Below are 16117 nucleotides of genomic sequence, written 5' to 3'. Positions count from 1 at the left end.
GGCGCCTCCTGTCACGTGCCGTGTCCGGCCGGCCGACGTGCCGTGTCCGGCCAGTTCACGTGCCCTGTCCGGTCAGTTCACGCCCCCTGTCCGGTCAGTGCTGCACGAACACGTAGTCCGCGCGGTAGGGGACGCCGACGACGGCTCCCGGGGTGCAGGAGCCGGCCGGGGCGACGCCGCCGACGGTGTTGAGGCGCAGGATCTCGCCGGTGTGGGCGAGCAGCCCGTGCTTCTTGCCGGACCGGGTGGTCCTGAGGTCCAGTTCGGGGATGTTGCCGGTGCCGTTCGCCGTCTTGGTCAGGACGGCTCCGGTGACCGCGGTGCCGTCGGGTGCGACCCACTGCGGGGTACCGGAGTTCGGTGCGACGAAGGAGTGGCGGATACCGCCGCCGAGCTTGGCGCTGACGTCGCGCTGGGCGAAGGCGTAGCCGCCGCCGTCGGCGGGCTTGCACTCGTAGATCTGCTTGCCGGTGACGACGGAGGCCTGGAAGCCGCCCCTGAGGTCGGAGACGGTGGTGACGGCGTGCAGCTGGCCGCGGAGGGCTCCGCCGGGGAACTCGGCGGTGTGCAGGTTGGCGTAGAAGGCTCCGGGGTCGGTGGTGAGCTGCTTGAGCAGGGCCTTGTCGGTGACCTTGACGCTGCCGGTGACACTGTGGCCCTTGGCCGTCTTCAGGAGTTTCCCGAAGTCGATCTTGACGCCGCCGTTGGCGCCCTTGGCACCCTGGTGGATGTGCAGGTCGGTGGGCCTGCCGGTGCCGCGCCAGGTCACGGCGACGGTCACCTTGTCCCCCTTGACCTTGATGAACTCCAGCGCCGCGCCGTCCTTGTCCCCGACGGCGGGTCCACCGGCGACGGGCACCTCGTTGGCACCGCGCAGGCTGGCGGCGAGGACGACGGAGGCGGTGGAGCTGTGGCCGGTGGCGGCGGATGCCGGGACGGCGGCACCGCCGAGAGCGGTGACGGTGACGGTGATGGCAGCGGCGACGAGGCTCTTGCGGCGCGTTGCGTCGATGACCATGATTCCGTTTTCTCCCCCTGTGTCAGCCGACGCCCCCTGCGTCGGCTTCTGCGGAGGAATACGGAGCACGTCCGGGATTGGACTCAGTCCAATCACGTGACCTGCGTCACACGGCGGGGGTTTTCTGGCAGCCTGGAGCCCGCAAGGCCCTCCGGAGGGCTATCCGGCGCGGTGCACCACCGCGTCGCACAGCTCCACCAGCGCCACCTTGGGGTCACATTCCGGCAGCGGACTCAGCGCGGCCCGCGCCTCCTCGGCGTACCGGACCGCATCCCGGCGGGCCTGCTCCAGCGCCGGATGCGCGCGCAGCGCCGTCAGCGCCTCCGCGTGCCGCGCGTCGTCCGTGAGGTCGGAGTCCAGCAGCTCGCACAGGGCGATGTCCTCGGCCAGCCCCAGCCGGGCCGCCCGCTCCCGCAGCCGCAGCACCGGAAGCGTCGGCACGCCCTCGCGGAGGTCCGTTCCCGGGGTCTTCCCCGACTCGTGGGAGTCGGAGGCGATGTCCAGGACGTCGTCGGCGAGCTGGAAGGCGACACCGAGCCGTTCGCCGTACTGGGTGAGGACGTCGACGACCGTCTCGTCGGCACCCGACAGCATGGCGCCGAAGCGGCAGGAGACCGCGACCAGCGAGCCGGTCTTGCCGCTGAGCACGTCGAGGTAGTGCTCGACCGGGTCACGGCCGTCCGACGGGCCTGCCGTCTCCAGGATCTGACCGGTCACCAGCCGTTCGAACGCGAGGGCCTGGACCCGGACCGCCTCGGGGCCGAGGTCGGCGAGGATCTGGGAGGCTCGGGCAAAGAGGAAGTCGCCAGTGAGGACGGCGAGCGAATTGCCCCAGCGGGTGTTGGCACTGTCGACACCGCGCCGCACGGCGGCCTCGTCCATGACGTCGTCGTGGTACAGCGTGGCCAGATGGGTGAGCTCGACGACGACGGCCGACGGCACGACACCGGGTGCGTACGGATCGCCGAACTGCGCGGCAAGCATCACCAGCAGCGGGCGGAACCGCTTCCCCCCGGCCCGTACGAGGTGCTGCGCGGCCTCCGTGATGAACGGGACCTCGCTCTTGGTGGCTTCTAGCAAGCCCTCCTCGACAGCCGTCAATCCGGCCTGGACATCGGCTTCCAGAGCCTGGTCCCGCACGCTCAGCCCGAACGGCCCGACGACGGTCACGAGGGGTCTCCTGTCTGCTGGTGTCTACTGGCGATTACACGGTTTGTCGATAGGTCGCTGCCATCACTCAAGTCAGCGTATCCGGTCAGGTTTCGATCACCGATAGCGCCCACGGTTACACCCCGGGCGCTATCGGATCATGACCGTTATGTTTTTGATCAGCCGATACGATCTGACATCCACTGACTTAACAGGAAGTACGGACAGTTGTCCCGAACCGAGGCCCAGGCCGTGTCCCGCAGCGGGCCCCGCGCCGGGTTCGGATCCCGGGTGGCACCCGGGCGCCCGTCCGGCGGTGAGCCCTCCGGACGACTGCGGCCCGGAATCGGCCCCGCCTCCCCCGACCGACGTCACCTGCCCGGGCGTACCCCGTCCGCCGCCCGCCCAAGCCGACGGGTGCACCCGATGCACGAACGGCGACACCCCGCACCCGTCCGTACACCCTTCCTCCACGAGACCACGCACGACGCCCTCCGCGTTTCGTTGGCCTACGCCCCCGGTCGACATCCTCCCGGTCGACGCCCTCCCGGTCGACGCCCTCCCGGTCCGCGTCCTCCCGGTCCGCGTTCCCTCGGTCCACCCCCTCGATCCGCATTTCCTTGACCGTCATCCCCCGACCGTCATCCCCTCGACCGACGGAACGGCGTCCCTGATCAATCCCTGCGCGCGCGTGGCGCCCGCGCACCTCCCCGCCGGCTCGCGGGAACGTCGGCACGTTCGGGTTCCCGCCCGGGACGGCCGCCATGACAACGACGCGCACCACAGGGGAGGTTCCGCCCTCACGGTGGACACGCCCACCGGAGATCACCGGTTCCACACCCCCCTCCCCCGACGTGACGAGAATCACGTACACACGCAACGACCCCCGACGCCCTCCCGACCACTCCGGACACCCGGCCCCGTCAACCGCCCGCCCCGACCTCCCCGTTGGGCCCGGTCGGCGCCACGCGCGCGTAGCCGAGGCTTCCGAAGTTGACGGAGGGTGCGCCGGAGAGGCACCCGATCGAGCGAGCAGGACAGTCGTCAGCACGCCCCCTCCCGGGTTCCACCCGCACTCAGCCGATCATCCACACAAACCGGCAATTCGGACTACTCGTAGAAATTGCCCATATCGAGAACCGTTCCACGCGCCCCACAGAGGCAATCCGCACGAATGTGCGCGAGGCGACTCCCCCCCGAACCAGGAAAAAGGCGGATTCCACGCATCCCTCATGTCTGATTTGCCGTTATTGCGATTTCGTGAAGTAGGTCACGTGGGCCCGGGTGACGCAAGGGCTGTAAGGCAACCCTTCCTTTCCTTTCCCTGTGGGCCAGTTGAAGGTTGGCAGCCGCAAAGGATCAAGCGCCCCATACGACGCAGATCAAGTTCAATCGGCATGTTGTGTGAATCAGCCTCTTGTTCCGGACATGTGCTCTCGCATACGTTCCGGCTCGCCGGGCGGACGCCGAATCCTGCCGCCGCCCGTACTGACCCATCGACGAGTTCATTCGCACGGCAGGAGCGGGGGACCCAGGTAAGTCGCCGGACCGGGCGGCCGACGTCACAGAACAGACGTCGTTCCGGAACGGCTAGGGGTGAAGTCGCATCGCCTTCGGACGGTGCGGCCGGGCACTCCCCGGGCCCGAACCCGACAGCTCACCTCGCAGGCGACGGAGAGGAACTTCGCCATGCCTGCTGCCGCTCAGCACCGCCGTCCCCGCCGTAACAGCATCATCCGTACGCTCGTCGTCGCCGGCACCGGCGCCGCCGTCCTCGCCCTGCCGCTCATCGGGGCCGCGTCCGCCTCCGCCGCCACCTCCTCCAGCACGACGGCCTCGACGACTCTCGCCGGGTACCCGAACAACCTCGACGGCTGGATCCGGGAGTCGCTCGCCATCATGGCGGAGAAGCACATACCAGGCACCTACAACGGCATCTACCGCAACCTGATGCGGGAGTCCTCCGGCAACCCGCGGGCCATCAACCTCTGGGACTCCAACGCGGCCAAGGGCATCCCGTCCAAGGGCCTGCTCCAGGTGATCGACCCGACGTTCAAGGCCTACCACGTGGACGGCACGTCGTTCGACATCTACGACCCGGTCGCGAACATCACCGCCGCCTGCAACTACGCCGCCGCGCGGTACGGCTCGATCGACAACGTCCACGGGGCGTACTGACCGACGTCCCGGATCAGACGTCCCAGGTCAGACGTCCTGGATCAGTCGAAGAGTCTTTCGAGGACGACGGCGATGCCGTCGTCCTCGTTCGACGCGGTGATCTCGTCGGCCATCGCCTTGAGTTCAGGGTGGGCGTTGGCCATCGCCACCCCGTAGGCCGCCCACTCGAACATCGGGATGTCGTTGGGCATGTCGCCGAAGGCGATGGCCTGTCCGGGGCTGAGCCCCAGACGGTCGGCGGCCAGCGCGAGCCCGGTCGCCTTGGTCACCCCGCACGGCTGCAGTTCGACAGTCCCCGGCCCCGACATCGTGACCGTCGCCAGCGATCCGACCACCGAGCGGGCGGTCGTCGCCAGTTCGTCGTCGGACAGGGTGTGGTGGCGCAGCAGCACCTTGCTGATGGGCGCGCACCACAGGTCGTCGCGCCGGGCGACGCGCAGCGCGGGCAGCGTGGGATGGGGCATCAGATAGCCGGGCTCGATGAGCGTGAGCCCGTCCACGCCGTCCTGGTCGACCGCCGCGTACACCTGGCCGACCTCGGCCTCGATCTTGCCGAGTGCGGTCTCCGCCAGTTCCCGGTCCAGGGTGACCGACCACAGCAGCCGGTCCGCGCCGGCGTCGTACACCTGCGCGCCCTGACCGCAGACCGCGAGTCCCGTGCAGCCGAGGTCGTCGAGGAGTGGGCGCACTCTCGGAGCCGGACGGCCGGTCACCACGAGGTGCCGGGCACCGGCCCGGCCGGCCCGCGTGAGCGCGGCGAGCGACCGTTCCGAGAGCGTGTCGTCGCCGCGCAGCAGCGTGCCGTCCAGGTCGGTGGCGATCAGTGAGTACGGGGAGGGTGCGACCATGATCAGAGAATACGGACAGCACGGCCCTGGGACTCACTGTGCGTTTCGGCCTCAAGTGGCTTTCGCCGCCTCCGTGATGGGGCCGTTGTCAGTGGCGGGCGTTACGTTTTACGAGATGCTCGGCACCTGCCCCGAGAGCCCGGCCGGCGATGCGCTGTACGTCGAGGAGGGCCGGCGGCTCGGACTCTGGTTCGACGGGGACGGCGATGCGGCCGAACTGGACGCCGCGCACCGGTGGTTGGGGCTGGACTTCGCCGACCCGGGCATCCGGCAGGCCCGGGATCCGCACGACGGCGGCCAGATCGAGAAGATCCTCGGGCGGCCGCTGCCGGTGGTGGTCTTCGGCATGTACTACCCCTACCCGGGCCGGGAGGCCCAGGGCGAGGCTGCGGGGGGGAGCGGCCAGGCCGCCCGGGTCGGTCGAGGAGTTCCTGGCCCGGCTGCGGGCAGCCGAGGAGGAGGTGTGGCCCTCGGGGGCCGGGTGACGGTCGGGCCCCGGGGTGTCAGGCGTGGGCCGCTGCCAGGTGGCCGGCGAGGCGCGGTGAGGCGAACGCCGTACCGCACACGAACCGCATCACCGGGCCGTACGACGCCGCCGCCGGGAGGCCCGTGAAGTACAGGCCGGGTACGGAGGAGACGTATCCGGCGCCGAGTCTCGGGGCGCCGCGCGTGACGGCGACCCGGGTGCGCAGCTCGGCGCCCAGGAAGTCCATCGCGGCGGTGTCCACGCGGTAGCCGGTGGCGGCTATGACGTGGTCGGCGGTGAGGCGGTCGATGCCGCCGTCGTGGGTGCGGACGGTGAGGACCGGAGCACCGCCGGAGGTGTCGGCGCCGGTCACAGCGGCGACCTCGCGGACCTGGACCTTGCCTTCGAAACGGTCGCGCAGCCACCAGGCGCCGAGCGGGCCGAGCACCCGGCGGACCAGGTAGTGGCGGGTCTGCGCCGGGAGGTAGCGGTAGGGGTGCGGGTAGTAGCTGAGTGCCCACAGGGACCAGGCCCGGCCGAACGGCGACTCAGGGCGCAGCTTCGGCTGGTCCCAGGGCGGGGCGCCGAAGGCGACCTTGCCACGCCCTCGCGAGACCACCCGCACCTGGGCGCCGGCCTCGGCGGCGAGGGCCGCCGTCTCCAGCGCGGACTGCCCGGCGCCGACGACGATCAGCTCCTTGCCGGAGAAACGGGTCAGGTCGTGGTGCTGGGAGCTGTGCGAGACCGGTCCCGCGGGTCCGTCGGCGCCCGCCCGGGCGAGCTCGGCGGGGAGGCGGGCGAGCCCGGACAGGCCGGTGGCGACGACGACCGCACGAGCCGTGAACGACTCCCCCGAGTCCAGCTTCAGTTCAAAACCCGCCGAGCCTCGCGCCTTGTACCGGTCCGCCTTACGCCGGTCTGCTTTGTACCGGTCCGCCTCGTGCGGGTCCGCCTCGTGCGGGTCGCCCATGCGCCGGTCCACGGAGACCACTCGCGCCCGCTCCAGTTCGGGCACCAGTTTCTGCTGGAACCACTCGCCGTAGCCGATGAAGGTCTCCACCGGGATGATGTCCTCGTCGGTCACCAGCCGGCGGGTGCCCACGGCGTCGCAGTAGTCGGCGAGGGTGTGCCCGCGCTGAGGGCAGTCCAGGTCGGAGGCGGCGGGGGTGGACTTCAGGATCATCCCGGCCGGCATGTGGTCGCGCCAGCTGACCATGGGGTCGCCGAAGACCCGGACGGGCACACCGCGCGCCCGCAGGTGGGCGGCGGTGGACAGGCCGAAGGGCCCGGCACCGATGACTGCTACCGGTTCGATCACGAAGTCCCTCCCCCAGGAACGTGGTGCCTACTTCGTGGCGGCACTGGAGCCGCGGCGGTTGGTGCGCCACAGCTGGTAGAGGTGCTTCGCGCCCGGACGCACGAAGCGGGCGAGCATGGTGACGAACGGCAGCGGGTCGTCGCCCGCCAGCCAGGCCAGCTCGGTCCCGCTCGGCCGCCTCGGTGCGTGCGGCGTCGTGTAGCCGCTGCGGCGGTAGGCGAGGAGCGCGGGCAGGTCGATGTTCTCCACCACGTAACGGTGGCCGGCGCGCTGTTCCCCCTCCGGAACGCGGCGCCCGGTCAGGTCCAGATGCATGGCACGGACGACGTCCACCCCCGACTCGCTCTCGAAGAGCCGGAACTGGGCGCCCATGCGCGGATTGAAGTCGAGCAGCTTGTACTGCCCGTCCCGCCGGTCGAAGCGCAGGTCGAGATCGATGATGCCGGTGAAGCCGATCTGCTTGATGAAACGCGCGGCGAGGTCGGCGAGTTCCGGGTTGTCGACGACGTACGCGTTCGCGGTCATGCCGGCGTGCGGCGGCCAGGAGCGGACCTTGACTCCTGTGAACAGGGCGCGCGGATCGGAGTCGGCATCGAAGTAGGCGTGCACGATCCAGTCCTCGGCCTCCTCCCTCGGGAGGTACTCCTGGAGGATGACACCCGGATGGGTGCCCCAGTCACGGGCGAGGGTGAGCAGTCCCTCCCGGGTGGCGATCCGTGTCGTTCCGTTGACGGCGGGCTGCTTGCGCCGGACGAACGCCTCTCGGTTCTTGGCGACGATCGGGAAGCGGGCCTTCTCCGCGAAGTCGGCGATCTCGTCGTACGAGTCGGGGAAGACGGCCGCCGGGCTCGGGATGCCGTGCTCCACGCACAGTTCGTGCAGGCCCTGCTTGCTCGCCAGACGGCGGGGCAGTTCCGGGTCCACGCGCGGGAAGAGGAAGCGGTCGCCGAGCGCGTCCTGGTGCTCGGCGATCAGGACGGCGGCCTCCTCGTCGGTGGGGATCAGCACCGTCGGACGGCCGATGCGGCGGCCGATGCGCAGCAGTCCCTCGACGAGACGGTCCGGTTCCTCGGCGCCCGTTGTCGGCCATACGAACGCCCGTTTGAGATAACGGGACGAAGCCGCCGGCGTGTACGCGTCCTCTGTTATCGCGTACATGGGAACGCCCAGGCGGCCCAAGCTGCGAATCGCGCCGACCCCGCCGTGGTGCAGCGGATAGTCGCCGAACTTGACGATCAGGCCCGGCACGTCACGGTCCGCCTCGAACGGCACGCTGACGGCATTCCTGGCCACGGGTCCCCCCACGTGTCCCCCTCTACGGACCGGACCCACCCCGTCCGTGTCCCCCAAAGGACGCTAAGCCGGAATTGCCCCCTCCGACAAGGGCTATTAGGACATTGCGAACTCTTTAGACACTGTCACGACAGCCAACTCACCCGTAACGTGTGGCGCGACCACATGGAATGCCGCGCAACGCCATAGCGACGTCGCCACATGGCCGGCCACTGCGCGGCACGGATGAGAGCGAGGCAGTCACCCCATGCCCCCCTTGCCCCCCTTCGAGGTCCCCGAGGGTGACCCCTTCGGCCCGAACAACCTTCCGTATGGCGTGTTCTCGACCTCCGAGAGCACGGAACGGAGGGTCGGCGTCCGCCTCGGCGACCACGTCCTCGACGCCGGCGCCGCGGCCCTCGCCCTCGGCTCCCCGTACGCCTCCCTGCTCGCCCGACCGACCCTCAACCCGCTGCTGGCCGCCGGCCGCACCGCCTGGTCGGACGTACGGCGCGCCCTGACCGCCTGGGTGACCGTGCCCGCGCACCGCGAGACGCTCGCCCCCCTCCTGCACCCGCTGCCCGAGGTGACCCTGCATCTCCCCTTCGAGGTCGCCGACTACGTCGACTTCTACGCCTCCGAGAACCACGCCCGGAACGCCGGCCGCATCTTCCGCCCCGACGCCGCCGATCCGCTCACCCCCAACTGGAAGCACCTGCCGATCGGTTACCACGGCCGCGCGGGCACGGTCGTGGTGTCCGGGACGGACGTCGTACGGCCCTCGGGACAGCGGAAGGCGCCCGCGGACCCGGCACCGGTGTTCGGCCCGTCGGTACGGCTGGACATCGAGGCCGAGGTCGGCTTCGTCGTCGGCACGCCGTCGCGGCAGGGCAGGCCGGTGGCGCTGGGCGACTTCAGGGAGCACGTGTTCGGTCTCTGCCTGCTGAACGACTGGTCGGCGCGGGACATCCAGGCCTGGGAGTACGTCCCGCTCGGCCCGTTCCTCGGCAAGTCGTTCGCCACCTCGGTCTCGGCGTGGATCACCCCGCTGGACGCACTGGAGGAGGCACGGATCACTCCGCCGAGGCGGACGCATCCGCTGCTGCCGTACCTCGACGACGCCACGGAGGAGCCCGCCGGCTACGACCTGCGGATCTCGATCGCCATCAACGGGGAAGTGGTGTCCGAGCCGCCGTTCTCCACCATGTACTGGACCGCCGCGCAGCAGCTCGCCCACATGACCGTCAACGGCGCCTCACTGCGCACCGGCGACCTGTACGGCTCCGGCACGGTGAGCGGCGCGGAACCCGGGCAACGCGGGTCACTGCTGGAGCTGACCTGGAACGGACGCGATCCGCTCGAACTCCCGGACGGGAAGCGGACGTACCTGGAGGACGGCGACGTGGTGACGATGTCGGGGTGGGCTCCGGGGCCGGGCGGCAGCCGGCTGGGGCTCGGGGAGGTCAGCGGGCGGGTCGTCGCAGGGTGAGGGGACGCCGGGGCGACCCGGCTCGCCGAGGGGTCACCGGGGACTTCGTGGCGCTGGCGCGGCCGGCGGATCCACCGGCGAGGAGGTGCCGGGGGCGGCACGGGAGCAAGGACCACGCGCGAGCCGGCGGACCGGGGAACGGGGCGCCCGGATCGTCGTCGACACCTGACTCGGGGCACCCGGCACCGTCATACTGACGGGACACGCACCATGCGATGCGCCCGCACGCGCACCGTGCGACGCGTCGGCGCACGCAGCACGTGACGCGCCGGCGCGCGCACCATGTCACGCAACGGCGTATCACCCCGCACCACCGATCACCCGCGCACATCTCCGATCAGGAAACGGAGCCCCGGCATGACCGTCTGCCTGCTCCTGCTGACCGTCGTCGCCCTGACGGCCGCGGTACCTGCGCCGCGTGCCCTGGTGCGGTCCCTGTGGCCGGAGCGGGAACCGGTGGTCGCGCTGTGGGTGTGGCAGTGCCTGGTCGCCACCGTGCTGATGTGCTGCCTGGCCGCGCTGACCCTGGGTGCGGCGGCCGTCTTCCACACCGTGCGCGACCGGGTGTTCGCGCCGGCGCCACCGGCGGTCACCGCCGCGTACGACCTCTCCGTCGCGCCCCTCTGGGCGGTCGCCCTCACGGTGCTGCTGGCGTCCGGGGCCGCGTGGACGACGGCGATGCTCGCCCGCGAACTGGTCGAGGCCCGGCGCCGCCGCGACCGGACCCGCGCGCACCTGCGCGAGCGGGCACCCGAACTGCCGGCGGGACTGCCCGCGGCACGCGGACCGATGCTGGTGCTGGAGGACGAGTACCCGGACGCCTGGTGGATGCCGGGCCACCCACCACAGCTGGTCGTCACGACGGGGGCCCTGCACCGCCTCACCGACCACCAGCTCGACGCCGTACTCACCCACGAACGGGGCCACGCCCGCGCCCATCACGACTGGCTGCTCCACCTGTCCAGCGCCCTGGCCACGGGTTTCCCGCGCGTGCCGCTCTTCTCCCACTTCTGCGACCAGACCCACCGGCTCGTCGAACTCGCCGCGGACGACACGGCGTCCCGCCGCTGCGGCCACCTCACCACCGCACTGGCCCTGATCGAACTGAACCAGCACCGCGGTGTCCTGTCCTGCGCGTCGAGCCACCGGTTGCTGGGCGAGCGGGTCGACCGCCTGCTGGAACCGCCACCACGGCTGCTGCGCCGCCAGCGGGCCCTGACGACGACGGTGGCCGCCCTGGTCCCCCTGCTGCCGCTCCTGATCGCGTTCGCACCGGGGCTGACGGCACTCGGCTAGAGCAACCGCCGCCGGCCCGCGGACGGTAGGGCTGGAGAGCCGCCCTCACAATTGTTCGACTCCTTGCAGGGGCGCGGAGATAGCCTCGGCACTGTCGTCGTCCGACGGGGAAGAGCAGGGGGCTGCGGATGCAAGGGCAGGACTGGGTCGTGCAGGCGGGAGAGCTTTACGAAGCGGCCATGTTCGGCGGGGACACGTCCGCGCTGGACCGGTCCGACGACGTACTGGACGCGGTCGAGGCGCGGCTTTCCATGGCACGGGGCAAGGTACTGCACGTGCGCTTCCTCAACGGCCGCGAAGAGAACAGCCAGGAAGTGGCGTTCTTCGAGTGCGCGGCAGAGTTGTACCGGCGGCTGGAGGACGCGTCGGGTGAGGCGGACGCGTTGTTCTGGATCGGCTGCTGGCACCAGGTGGTGAAGCGCGACGGCACCACCGGCAGACCGTACTTCGAACAGTCTTATGCGCTGGCGAAGTCCGTCGACGACCGGATGACGATGTCCTACGCGATACGCCATCTCGGCTTCGCCGACAAGGACGCCGGTCGCCTGGACCTGGCCCGTGAGCGGCTGACCGAGTCGGTGTCGCTGCGCCGGGAGATCGGCTTCAGGCCCGGCGAGGCGGCCGGCCTGGTGGCCCTGGCCTACCTCGCGGCCGAAACCGGCAACCGACCGGTGGCACTCCAGTACCTCGACGAGGCGCAGGCGGTCGCCCAGAGCTGCGGCGCCAAGGCGGTTTCGGGGTGGGTCGAACAAGCCCGCACGTCCATGCGCGCGTAGCCGTCCGCGGGCAGGACGCCGGTTGCAGCCGTCGGTTGGCACACCGCAGGTGCGTGGGTGAACCGGCCGGCGCCCTGGTGGCAGATCTTCCCCACGCCGCCACAAAGACCCAGATCAGCGCCGCGCCGGTCAGAGCCTCAAGTGGCGCAACATTTCCGCAACACCCCCTTCCCTACCTCATCGGTATGGTTCCAGCCATGCCACCCACCGACCGCATCCGAGACCACTCCGGTCAGGGCGCCGCGACCACGGTCGCCGCTCACCGGACGCGTCGCCGGCTGCGTGCGGACCAGGCCCGGCAGCTCGCCGACCTCCTGCGCCACCAGATCCTCACCGGCGCCTTCCCGGACGGCACCCTCCCGCACGAGTCCACCGTCGCCGACCACTACCGCGCCACCCGCAACACCGTCCGCCAGGCCCTGGACCTGCTTCGGGCGGAGGGGTTGGTCGACCGGCTGCCCGGCGTGGGCACCGTCGTCGTGGCCCGCAAGTACCCACACGGGCTGGACCGCCTGATGGGCCTCGCGGAAACCCTCCACGAACACGGCCAGGTCACCAACGAGGTCCGCACCGTGGGACCCTCCGCGGCACCCACGCCCGTCGCCGAACGCCTCCGCGTCCCGCCCGGCGCCGACGTCCTCTACATCGAACGCCTGCGCCGCCTGAACGGGCTCCCCCTCTCACTCGACCTCACCTACATCCCCCTCGACATCGGCACCGCCCTCCTCGGCGCCGACCTGGAGAACAACGACGTCTTCAGGCTTCTGGAGTCGATCACCGGACAGCCCCTGGGCCACGCCGAGATCACCCTGGAGGCGGTGAACGCGGACGCCCACTCCGCCGCCGTACTCGAGGCCCCGCGCGGCGCGGCCGTCCTGATGCTGGAACGGCTCACACACCTCGCCGACGGCCGCCCCGTCGACCTGGAGTTCATCCGCTTCCGCGGCGACCGCATCACCATGAGCGGCCTCCTGCACCGCTCCCTCTGACCACCCCCGCCTGACCCGTTTCCCGGAGACAGCCATGCCCTTGGCACCCCAGCGGGCCGACGTGCCCGTGACCATCGACGAGTCGAAGTGCATCGACGGCTGCACCCTCTGTGTGGACATGTGCCCGCTGGACTCCCTCGCCATCGACGAGAGCAACGGCAAGGCCTACATGCACGTCGACGAGTGCTGGTACTGCGGCCCGTGCGCGGCCCGCTGTCCCACCGGAGCCGTCACGGTCAACATGCCCTATCTGCTCCGGTGAGAGGCCCAGAACTCCCATGAAACGCACAGCGACCGCCGCATCCGCAGCCCTCCTTCTACTGCCGCTCTCCGCCTGCGGCGGCAGCGCCCAGGCCGGAGACGGCAACACAGTCACCGTCACCGTCGGCTACCAGTCCAAGACCATCAACACGGTCACGGCGGGCACCCTGCTGCGTTCCCTCGGCTACTTCGAGCAGCAGCTCAACGCCCTCCACGACGGCCGCACCTACAAGGTCGACTGGCAGGACTACGCCACGGGCGCCCCGATCACCGCGCAGATGACGGCCGGAAAGATCGACATCGGTTCGATGGGCGACTTTCCGCTGCTGCTCAACGCGGCCCGCGGCAAACAACTCGGCCAGCCCACCCGCCTGGTCTCCGTCACCGGCTACAACCTCCGCGGCGGCCTCAACACCGTGGTCACCGCACCCGACTCCAAGCTCACGTCCCTGACGGACCTGAAGGGCAAGAAGGTCTCGACGAGCATCGGCTCCGCTGCCGACGGCACCCTCGTCCGCGCCCTGCAGCGCGCCGGCATCGACCCGGACAAGGGCATCTCCAAGCTCAACCAGCAGCCTGCGGTGGGCGCTTCGGCGCTGTCGGCGGGCAGCGTGGACGCACTGTCCCAGTTCGTGGCCTGGCCGGGCCTGCTCTCCTACCAGGGCAAGGCGAAGGCGCTCTACGACGGCGCGCAGCTGAACCTTCCCACCTTCCACGGCGTCACCGCCCGCGAGGACTTCGCCCAACAGCGGCCCGCCGTCCTGGAGGCCTTCCTCAAGGCCCAGGCGGAGGCCACCGACTACCTCGACGCCCATCCCGTGACAGCTGCCGAGAAAGTCGCCGAGGCCACCGGCCTGCCCGCGGAGGTCGTCTACCTCTACAACGGCGCCCACGGCATCGCCACCTTCGACCCCGCCGTCAAGCCCGCGCTGGTCTCCGCGCTGAAGCAGGACGTCTCGGTGCTGAAGGCCGCAAAGCTGACCGGTGACGTCGATGTGGACTCGTTCGTCGACGACCGGTACGTGAAGAAGGCCCTGGGCAGCGCCGACTACGCCAAGCGGCTCGCCGCCGCACCGCCGGCGTCCGCGAGCGAGGTGTGGGCGAAGGGGAGCGAGAAGACGACCAGCTTCACCTCCCCCAAGGAGCTGCTGGCCTACGTCGCCAAGCACAGCGGCGGCATCCGCGCCGCGTACGTCCCCGACGCCACGACCCGTACCCTCTGGTTCGCCGACAAGGCGGTGTGGGTGGCCGACGGTGAGCAGTTGCTGCCGTTCGTGACGCAGGCGACGGCGCAGGCGTATGTCGGCGCGCACGACGGCGCGCAGGTCGTCAGTTATACCGACGCGCTGCGGCGGGCGTCGTGAGCCGGTATGTCCTGCGGGTGGCGTCGCTGGCCGCCGCCCTGGGGCTGTGGCAGTTGCTGACCAGCCTGAAGGTCGACCTGTGGCTGCGCTTCTCGCAGTTCCCGACGGTCACGGACGTCGCCCGTGCCTTCGCCGACCGGGTCTCCGGCGGCGACTACTGGACGGATCTCACCGACAGCCTCACCCGCATCCTGACCGGTTTCGCGCTGGCGGCCGTACTGGGTGTGGCGACGGGTGTGCTCGTGGCCCGCTCGCGTCTCGCCGAGGATCTGCTCGGCCCCGTCCTTGAGGTGCTCCGTCCGATCCCGGCGATCGCTCTCGTGCCCGTGGCGATCCTGCTGTTCCCCTCCAATGAGCAGGGCATCGTCTTCATCACCTGCACCGCCGCCTTCTTCCCGGTGATGGTCTCCACCCGGCACGCGGTGCGTGCCCTCACTCCGGTGTGGGAGGAGGCGGTGCGCACGATGGGGGGCGGTAGGTGGCGGATCCTGGGTTCGGTCGTGCTGCCGGGTGCGCTGCCGGGCATCTTCGGTGGGCTGTCGGTCGGTATCGGTGTGTCGTGGATCTGTGTGATCTCCGCGGAGATGATCTCCGGTCAGTACGGGGTCGGTTACCGCACCTGGCAGGACTACACGGTCGTCAACTACCCGGATGTGTTCGTCGGGATGGTCACGATCGGTGTGCTCGGCTGGGTCACCTCGACGGCCGTGGAACTCCTCGGCCGGTGGCTGACCCGCTGGCTGCCCCGCACGTCGTACGTCCCCGGCGGCCGGCCGCGCGTTGCGGTGCCCGCCGTTGTCGCCGCTCCGGTCGCAGTGCGTGCCGACGGCGAGTCCCAGAAGCAGTCCGATGCCCAGCAGCAGGGCCGCGGCGACACCGGCCAGGAGGCGCGCGATGAGCACTTCGTCTGAGGTGGCCGCGCCGGCGGTCGCTCCGGCGCCGGAGGCCGCACGTGGGGCCCGGCTCACGCTGGGTGCGGCCGTGCTCGGCCGTCCGGACGCCCCGGTACTGCACGATGTGGCGCTGGACGTCCGGCCTGGGGAGATCCTCACGTGGTCGGGCCTTCGGGGTGCGGGAAGTCGACGTTGCTGCGGACGTTCGCGGGGCTGTTGTCCCCACTGGCCGGGACGGTGTCGCAGGACGGCACGGTGTTGACGGGGCCGTCGGCCGACCGGGCGCTGGTCTTCCAGGAGGATGCGCTGCTGCCCTGGCGCACGTTGCGCGGCAATGTCGAACTTCCGCTCGCCATCAAGGGGGTCGCGCGTTCCGAGCGTCGTGTCCAGGCGGAGTCGTGGCTGGACCGGGTCGGGCTGGCCGCGCAGTCGGGGCAGTTGCCGCACCGGGTGTCCGGTGGGCAGCGCCAGCGGGCGCAGTTGGCGCGTGCGCTGGCCGGTGCGCCGCGTGCCGTGCTGATGGACGAGCCGTTCGGGGCGCTGGACGCCCAGACCCGTTCCGGCATGCAGGACCTGCTGGTGGAGGTGCTCGGCGGTACGGGTGCGACCGTTGTCTTCGTCACCCATGACGTGGACGAGGCGCTGTTCCTCGGTGACCGGGTGGCCCTGCTCGCGGCCGGCCGGGTGGCCTCTGTGCGTGACGTTCCGCGTCCGCGTGAGCGCGGCGCCCTCGACGACCCGGCCCGTGTGGCCCTGCGCCGTACCGTCCTCTCCTCGCTCGGCATCTGAAAGGCATCCCG

Annotated in this window: 13 protein-coding genes, 1 pseudogene and 1 riboswitch; of the genes and pseudogenes, 9 read left to right on the top strand and 5 right to left on the bottom strand. The window is 70.7% G+C overall.

Annotated elements, in window-relative coordinates; all coding sequences use genetic code 11:
- Positions 1-94: 94 nt before the first annotated feature.
- Positions 95-1018, bottom strand: a complete 924-nt coding sequence (locus ABT137_RS16675) for a CHRD domain-containing protein (protein WP_351708950.1) — start codon at positions 1016-1018, stop codon at positions 95-97.
- A gap of 159 nt (positions 1019-1177) precedes the next feature.
- Complete coding sequence (locus ABT137_RS16670; RefSeq protein ID WP_351708947.1) at positions 1178-2188, bottom strand: polyprenyl synthetase family protein; 1011 nt, start codon at positions 2186-2188, stop codon at positions 1178-1180.
- A 1466-nt stretch (positions 2189-3654) separates the two neighbouring features.
- Positions 3655-3853: riboswitch (cyclic di-AMP (ydaO/yuaA leader) on the top strand.
- A 3-nt stretch (positions 3854-3856) separates the two neighbouring features.
- Here ABT137_RS16670 and ABT137_RS16665 point away from each other — a divergent pair.
- Positions 3857-4345 (top strand): transglycosylase SLT domain-containing protein, encoded by a 489-nt coding sequence (locus ABT137_RS16665; protein WP_351708944.1) that lies wholly within the window; start codon positions 3857-3859, stop codon positions 4343-4345.
- Positions 4346-4386: 41 nt separating this feature from the next.
- On the opposite strand, the gene ABT137_RS16660 is transcribed toward ABT137_RS16665, so the two are convergent.
- The 3 genes from ABT137_RS16660 to ABT137_RS16650 form a co-directional block, all read right to left on the bottom strand.
- On the bottom strand, positions 4387-5193 hold the full coding sequence (locus tag ABT137_RS16660; protein WP_351708941.1) for an HAD family hydrolase: 807 nt from the start codon (positions 5191-5193) through the stop codon (positions 4387-4389).
- Between the two features lie 503 nt (positions 5194-5696).
- Positions 5697-6977, bottom strand: a complete 1281-nt coding sequence (locus tag ABT137_RS16655; RefSeq protein ID WP_351708938.1) for an FAD-dependent oxidoreductase — start codon at positions 6975-6977, stop codon at positions 5697-5699.
- 27 nt (positions 6978-7004) lie between these two features.
- Positions 7005-8249 (bottom strand): carboxylate--amine ligase, encoded by a 1245-nt coding sequence (locus ABT137_RS16650; RefSeq protein WP_502984526.1) that lies wholly within the window; start codon positions 8247-8249, stop codon positions 7005-7007.
- Between the two features lie 277 nt (positions 8250-8526).
- Here ABT137_RS16650 and fahA point away from each other — a divergent pair, with 277 nt between their 5' ends.
- The 8 genes and pseudogenes from fahA (at position 8527) to ABT137_RS16610 (ending at position 16106) form a co-directional block, all read left to right on the top strand.
- On the top strand, positions 8527-9738 hold the full coding sequence (gene fahA / locus ABT137_RS16645; RefSeq protein WP_351709234.1) for a fumarylacetoacetase: 1212 nt from the start codon (positions 8527-8529) through the stop codon (positions 9736-9738).
- Positions 9739-10095: 357 nt separating this feature from the next.
- Entirely contained in the window at positions 10096-11034 is a 939-nt protein-coding gene (locus tag ABT137_RS16640; RefSeq protein ID WP_351708932.1) for a M56 family metallopeptidase, read from the top strand.
- Between the two features lie 179 nt (positions 11035-11213).
- Positions 11214-11810: a tetratricopeptide repeat protein gene (locus ABT137_RS16635; RefSeq protein ID WP_351708929.1), complete on the top strand. Its 597-nt coding sequence runs from the start codon at positions 11214-11216 to the stop codon at positions 11808-11810.
- Positions 11811-12007: 197 nt separating this feature from the next.
- Positions 12008-12799: a GntR family transcriptional regulator gene (locus ABT137_RS16630; RefSeq protein WP_351708926.1), complete on the top strand. Its 792-nt coding sequence runs from the start codon at positions 12008-12010 to the stop codon at positions 12797-12799.
- Positions 12800-12833: 34 nt separating this feature from the next.
- Complete coding sequence (locus tag ABT137_RS16625; RefSeq protein ID WP_010986276.1) at positions 12834-13061, top strand: 4Fe-4S dicluster domain-containing protein; 228 nt, start codon at positions 12834-12836, stop codon at positions 13059-13061.
- 16 nt (positions 13062-13077) lie between these two features.
- Entirely contained in the window at positions 13078-14424 is a 1347-nt protein-coding gene (locus ABT137_RS16620; protein WP_351708923.1) for an ABC transporter substrate-binding protein, read from the top strand.
- On the top strand, positions 14421-15335 hold the full coding sequence (locus ABT137_RS16615) for an ABC transporter permease (RefSeq protein WP_351708920.1): 915 nt from the start codon (positions 14421-14423) through the stop codon (positions 15333-15335). The genes ABT137_RS16620 and ABT137_RS16615 overlap by 4 nt, the downstream gene beginning before the upstream one ends.
- Positions 15319-16106 (top strand): annotated as a pseudogene (locus tag ABT137_RS16610) (ABC transporter ATP-binding protein). The gene ABT137_RS16615 and the pseudogene ABT137_RS16610 overlap by 17 nt, the downstream one beginning before the upstream one ends.
- The last annotated feature ends 11 nt before the right edge of the window (positions 16107-16117 follow it).

Origin of the sequence: Streptomyces sp. NPDC001980 (genome assembly GCF_040296885.1) — a bacterium.
Taxonomy (GTDB): domain Bacteria; phylum Actinomycetota; class Actinomycetes; order Streptomycetales; family Streptomycetaceae; genus Streptomyces.
The sequence above is the reverse complement of the archived record's forward strand: the minus strand, read 5'-3'. Positions and strand labels throughout refer to the sequence as shown.

Coding starts and splice junctions, on each gene's coding strand:
- ABT137_RS16675 (WP_351708950.1), bottom strand. CDS start 1,018: ATGGTCATCGACGCAACGCGCCGCAAGAGCCTCGTCGCCGCTGCCATC.
- ABT137_RS16665 (WP_351708944.1), top strand. CDS start 3,857: ATGCCTGCTGCCGCTCAGCACCGCCGTCCCCGCCGTAACAGCATCATC.
- ABT137_RS16660 (WP_351708941.1), bottom strand. CDS start 5,193: ATGGTCGCACCCTCCCCGTACTCACTGATCGCCACCGACCTGGACGGC.
- ABT137_RS16640 (WP_351708932.1), top strand. CDS start 10,096: ATGACCGTCTGCCTGCTCCTGCTGACCGTCGTCGCCCTGACGGCCGCG.
- ABT137_RS16635 (WP_351708929.1), top strand. CDS start 11,214: ATGTTCGGCGGGGACACGTCCGCGCTGGACCGGTCCGACGACGTACTG.
- ABT137_RS16630 (WP_351708926.1), top strand. CDS start 12,008: ATGCCACCCACCGACCGCATCCGAGACCACTCCGGTCAGGGCGCCGCG.
- ABT137_RS16625 (WP_010986276.1), top strand. CDS start 12,834: ATGCCCTTGGCACCCCAGCGGGCCGACGTGCCCGTGACCATCGACGAG.
- ABT137_RS16620 (WP_351708923.1), top strand. CDS start 13,078: ATGAAACGCACAGCGACCGCCGCATCCGCAGCCCTCCTTCTACTGCCG.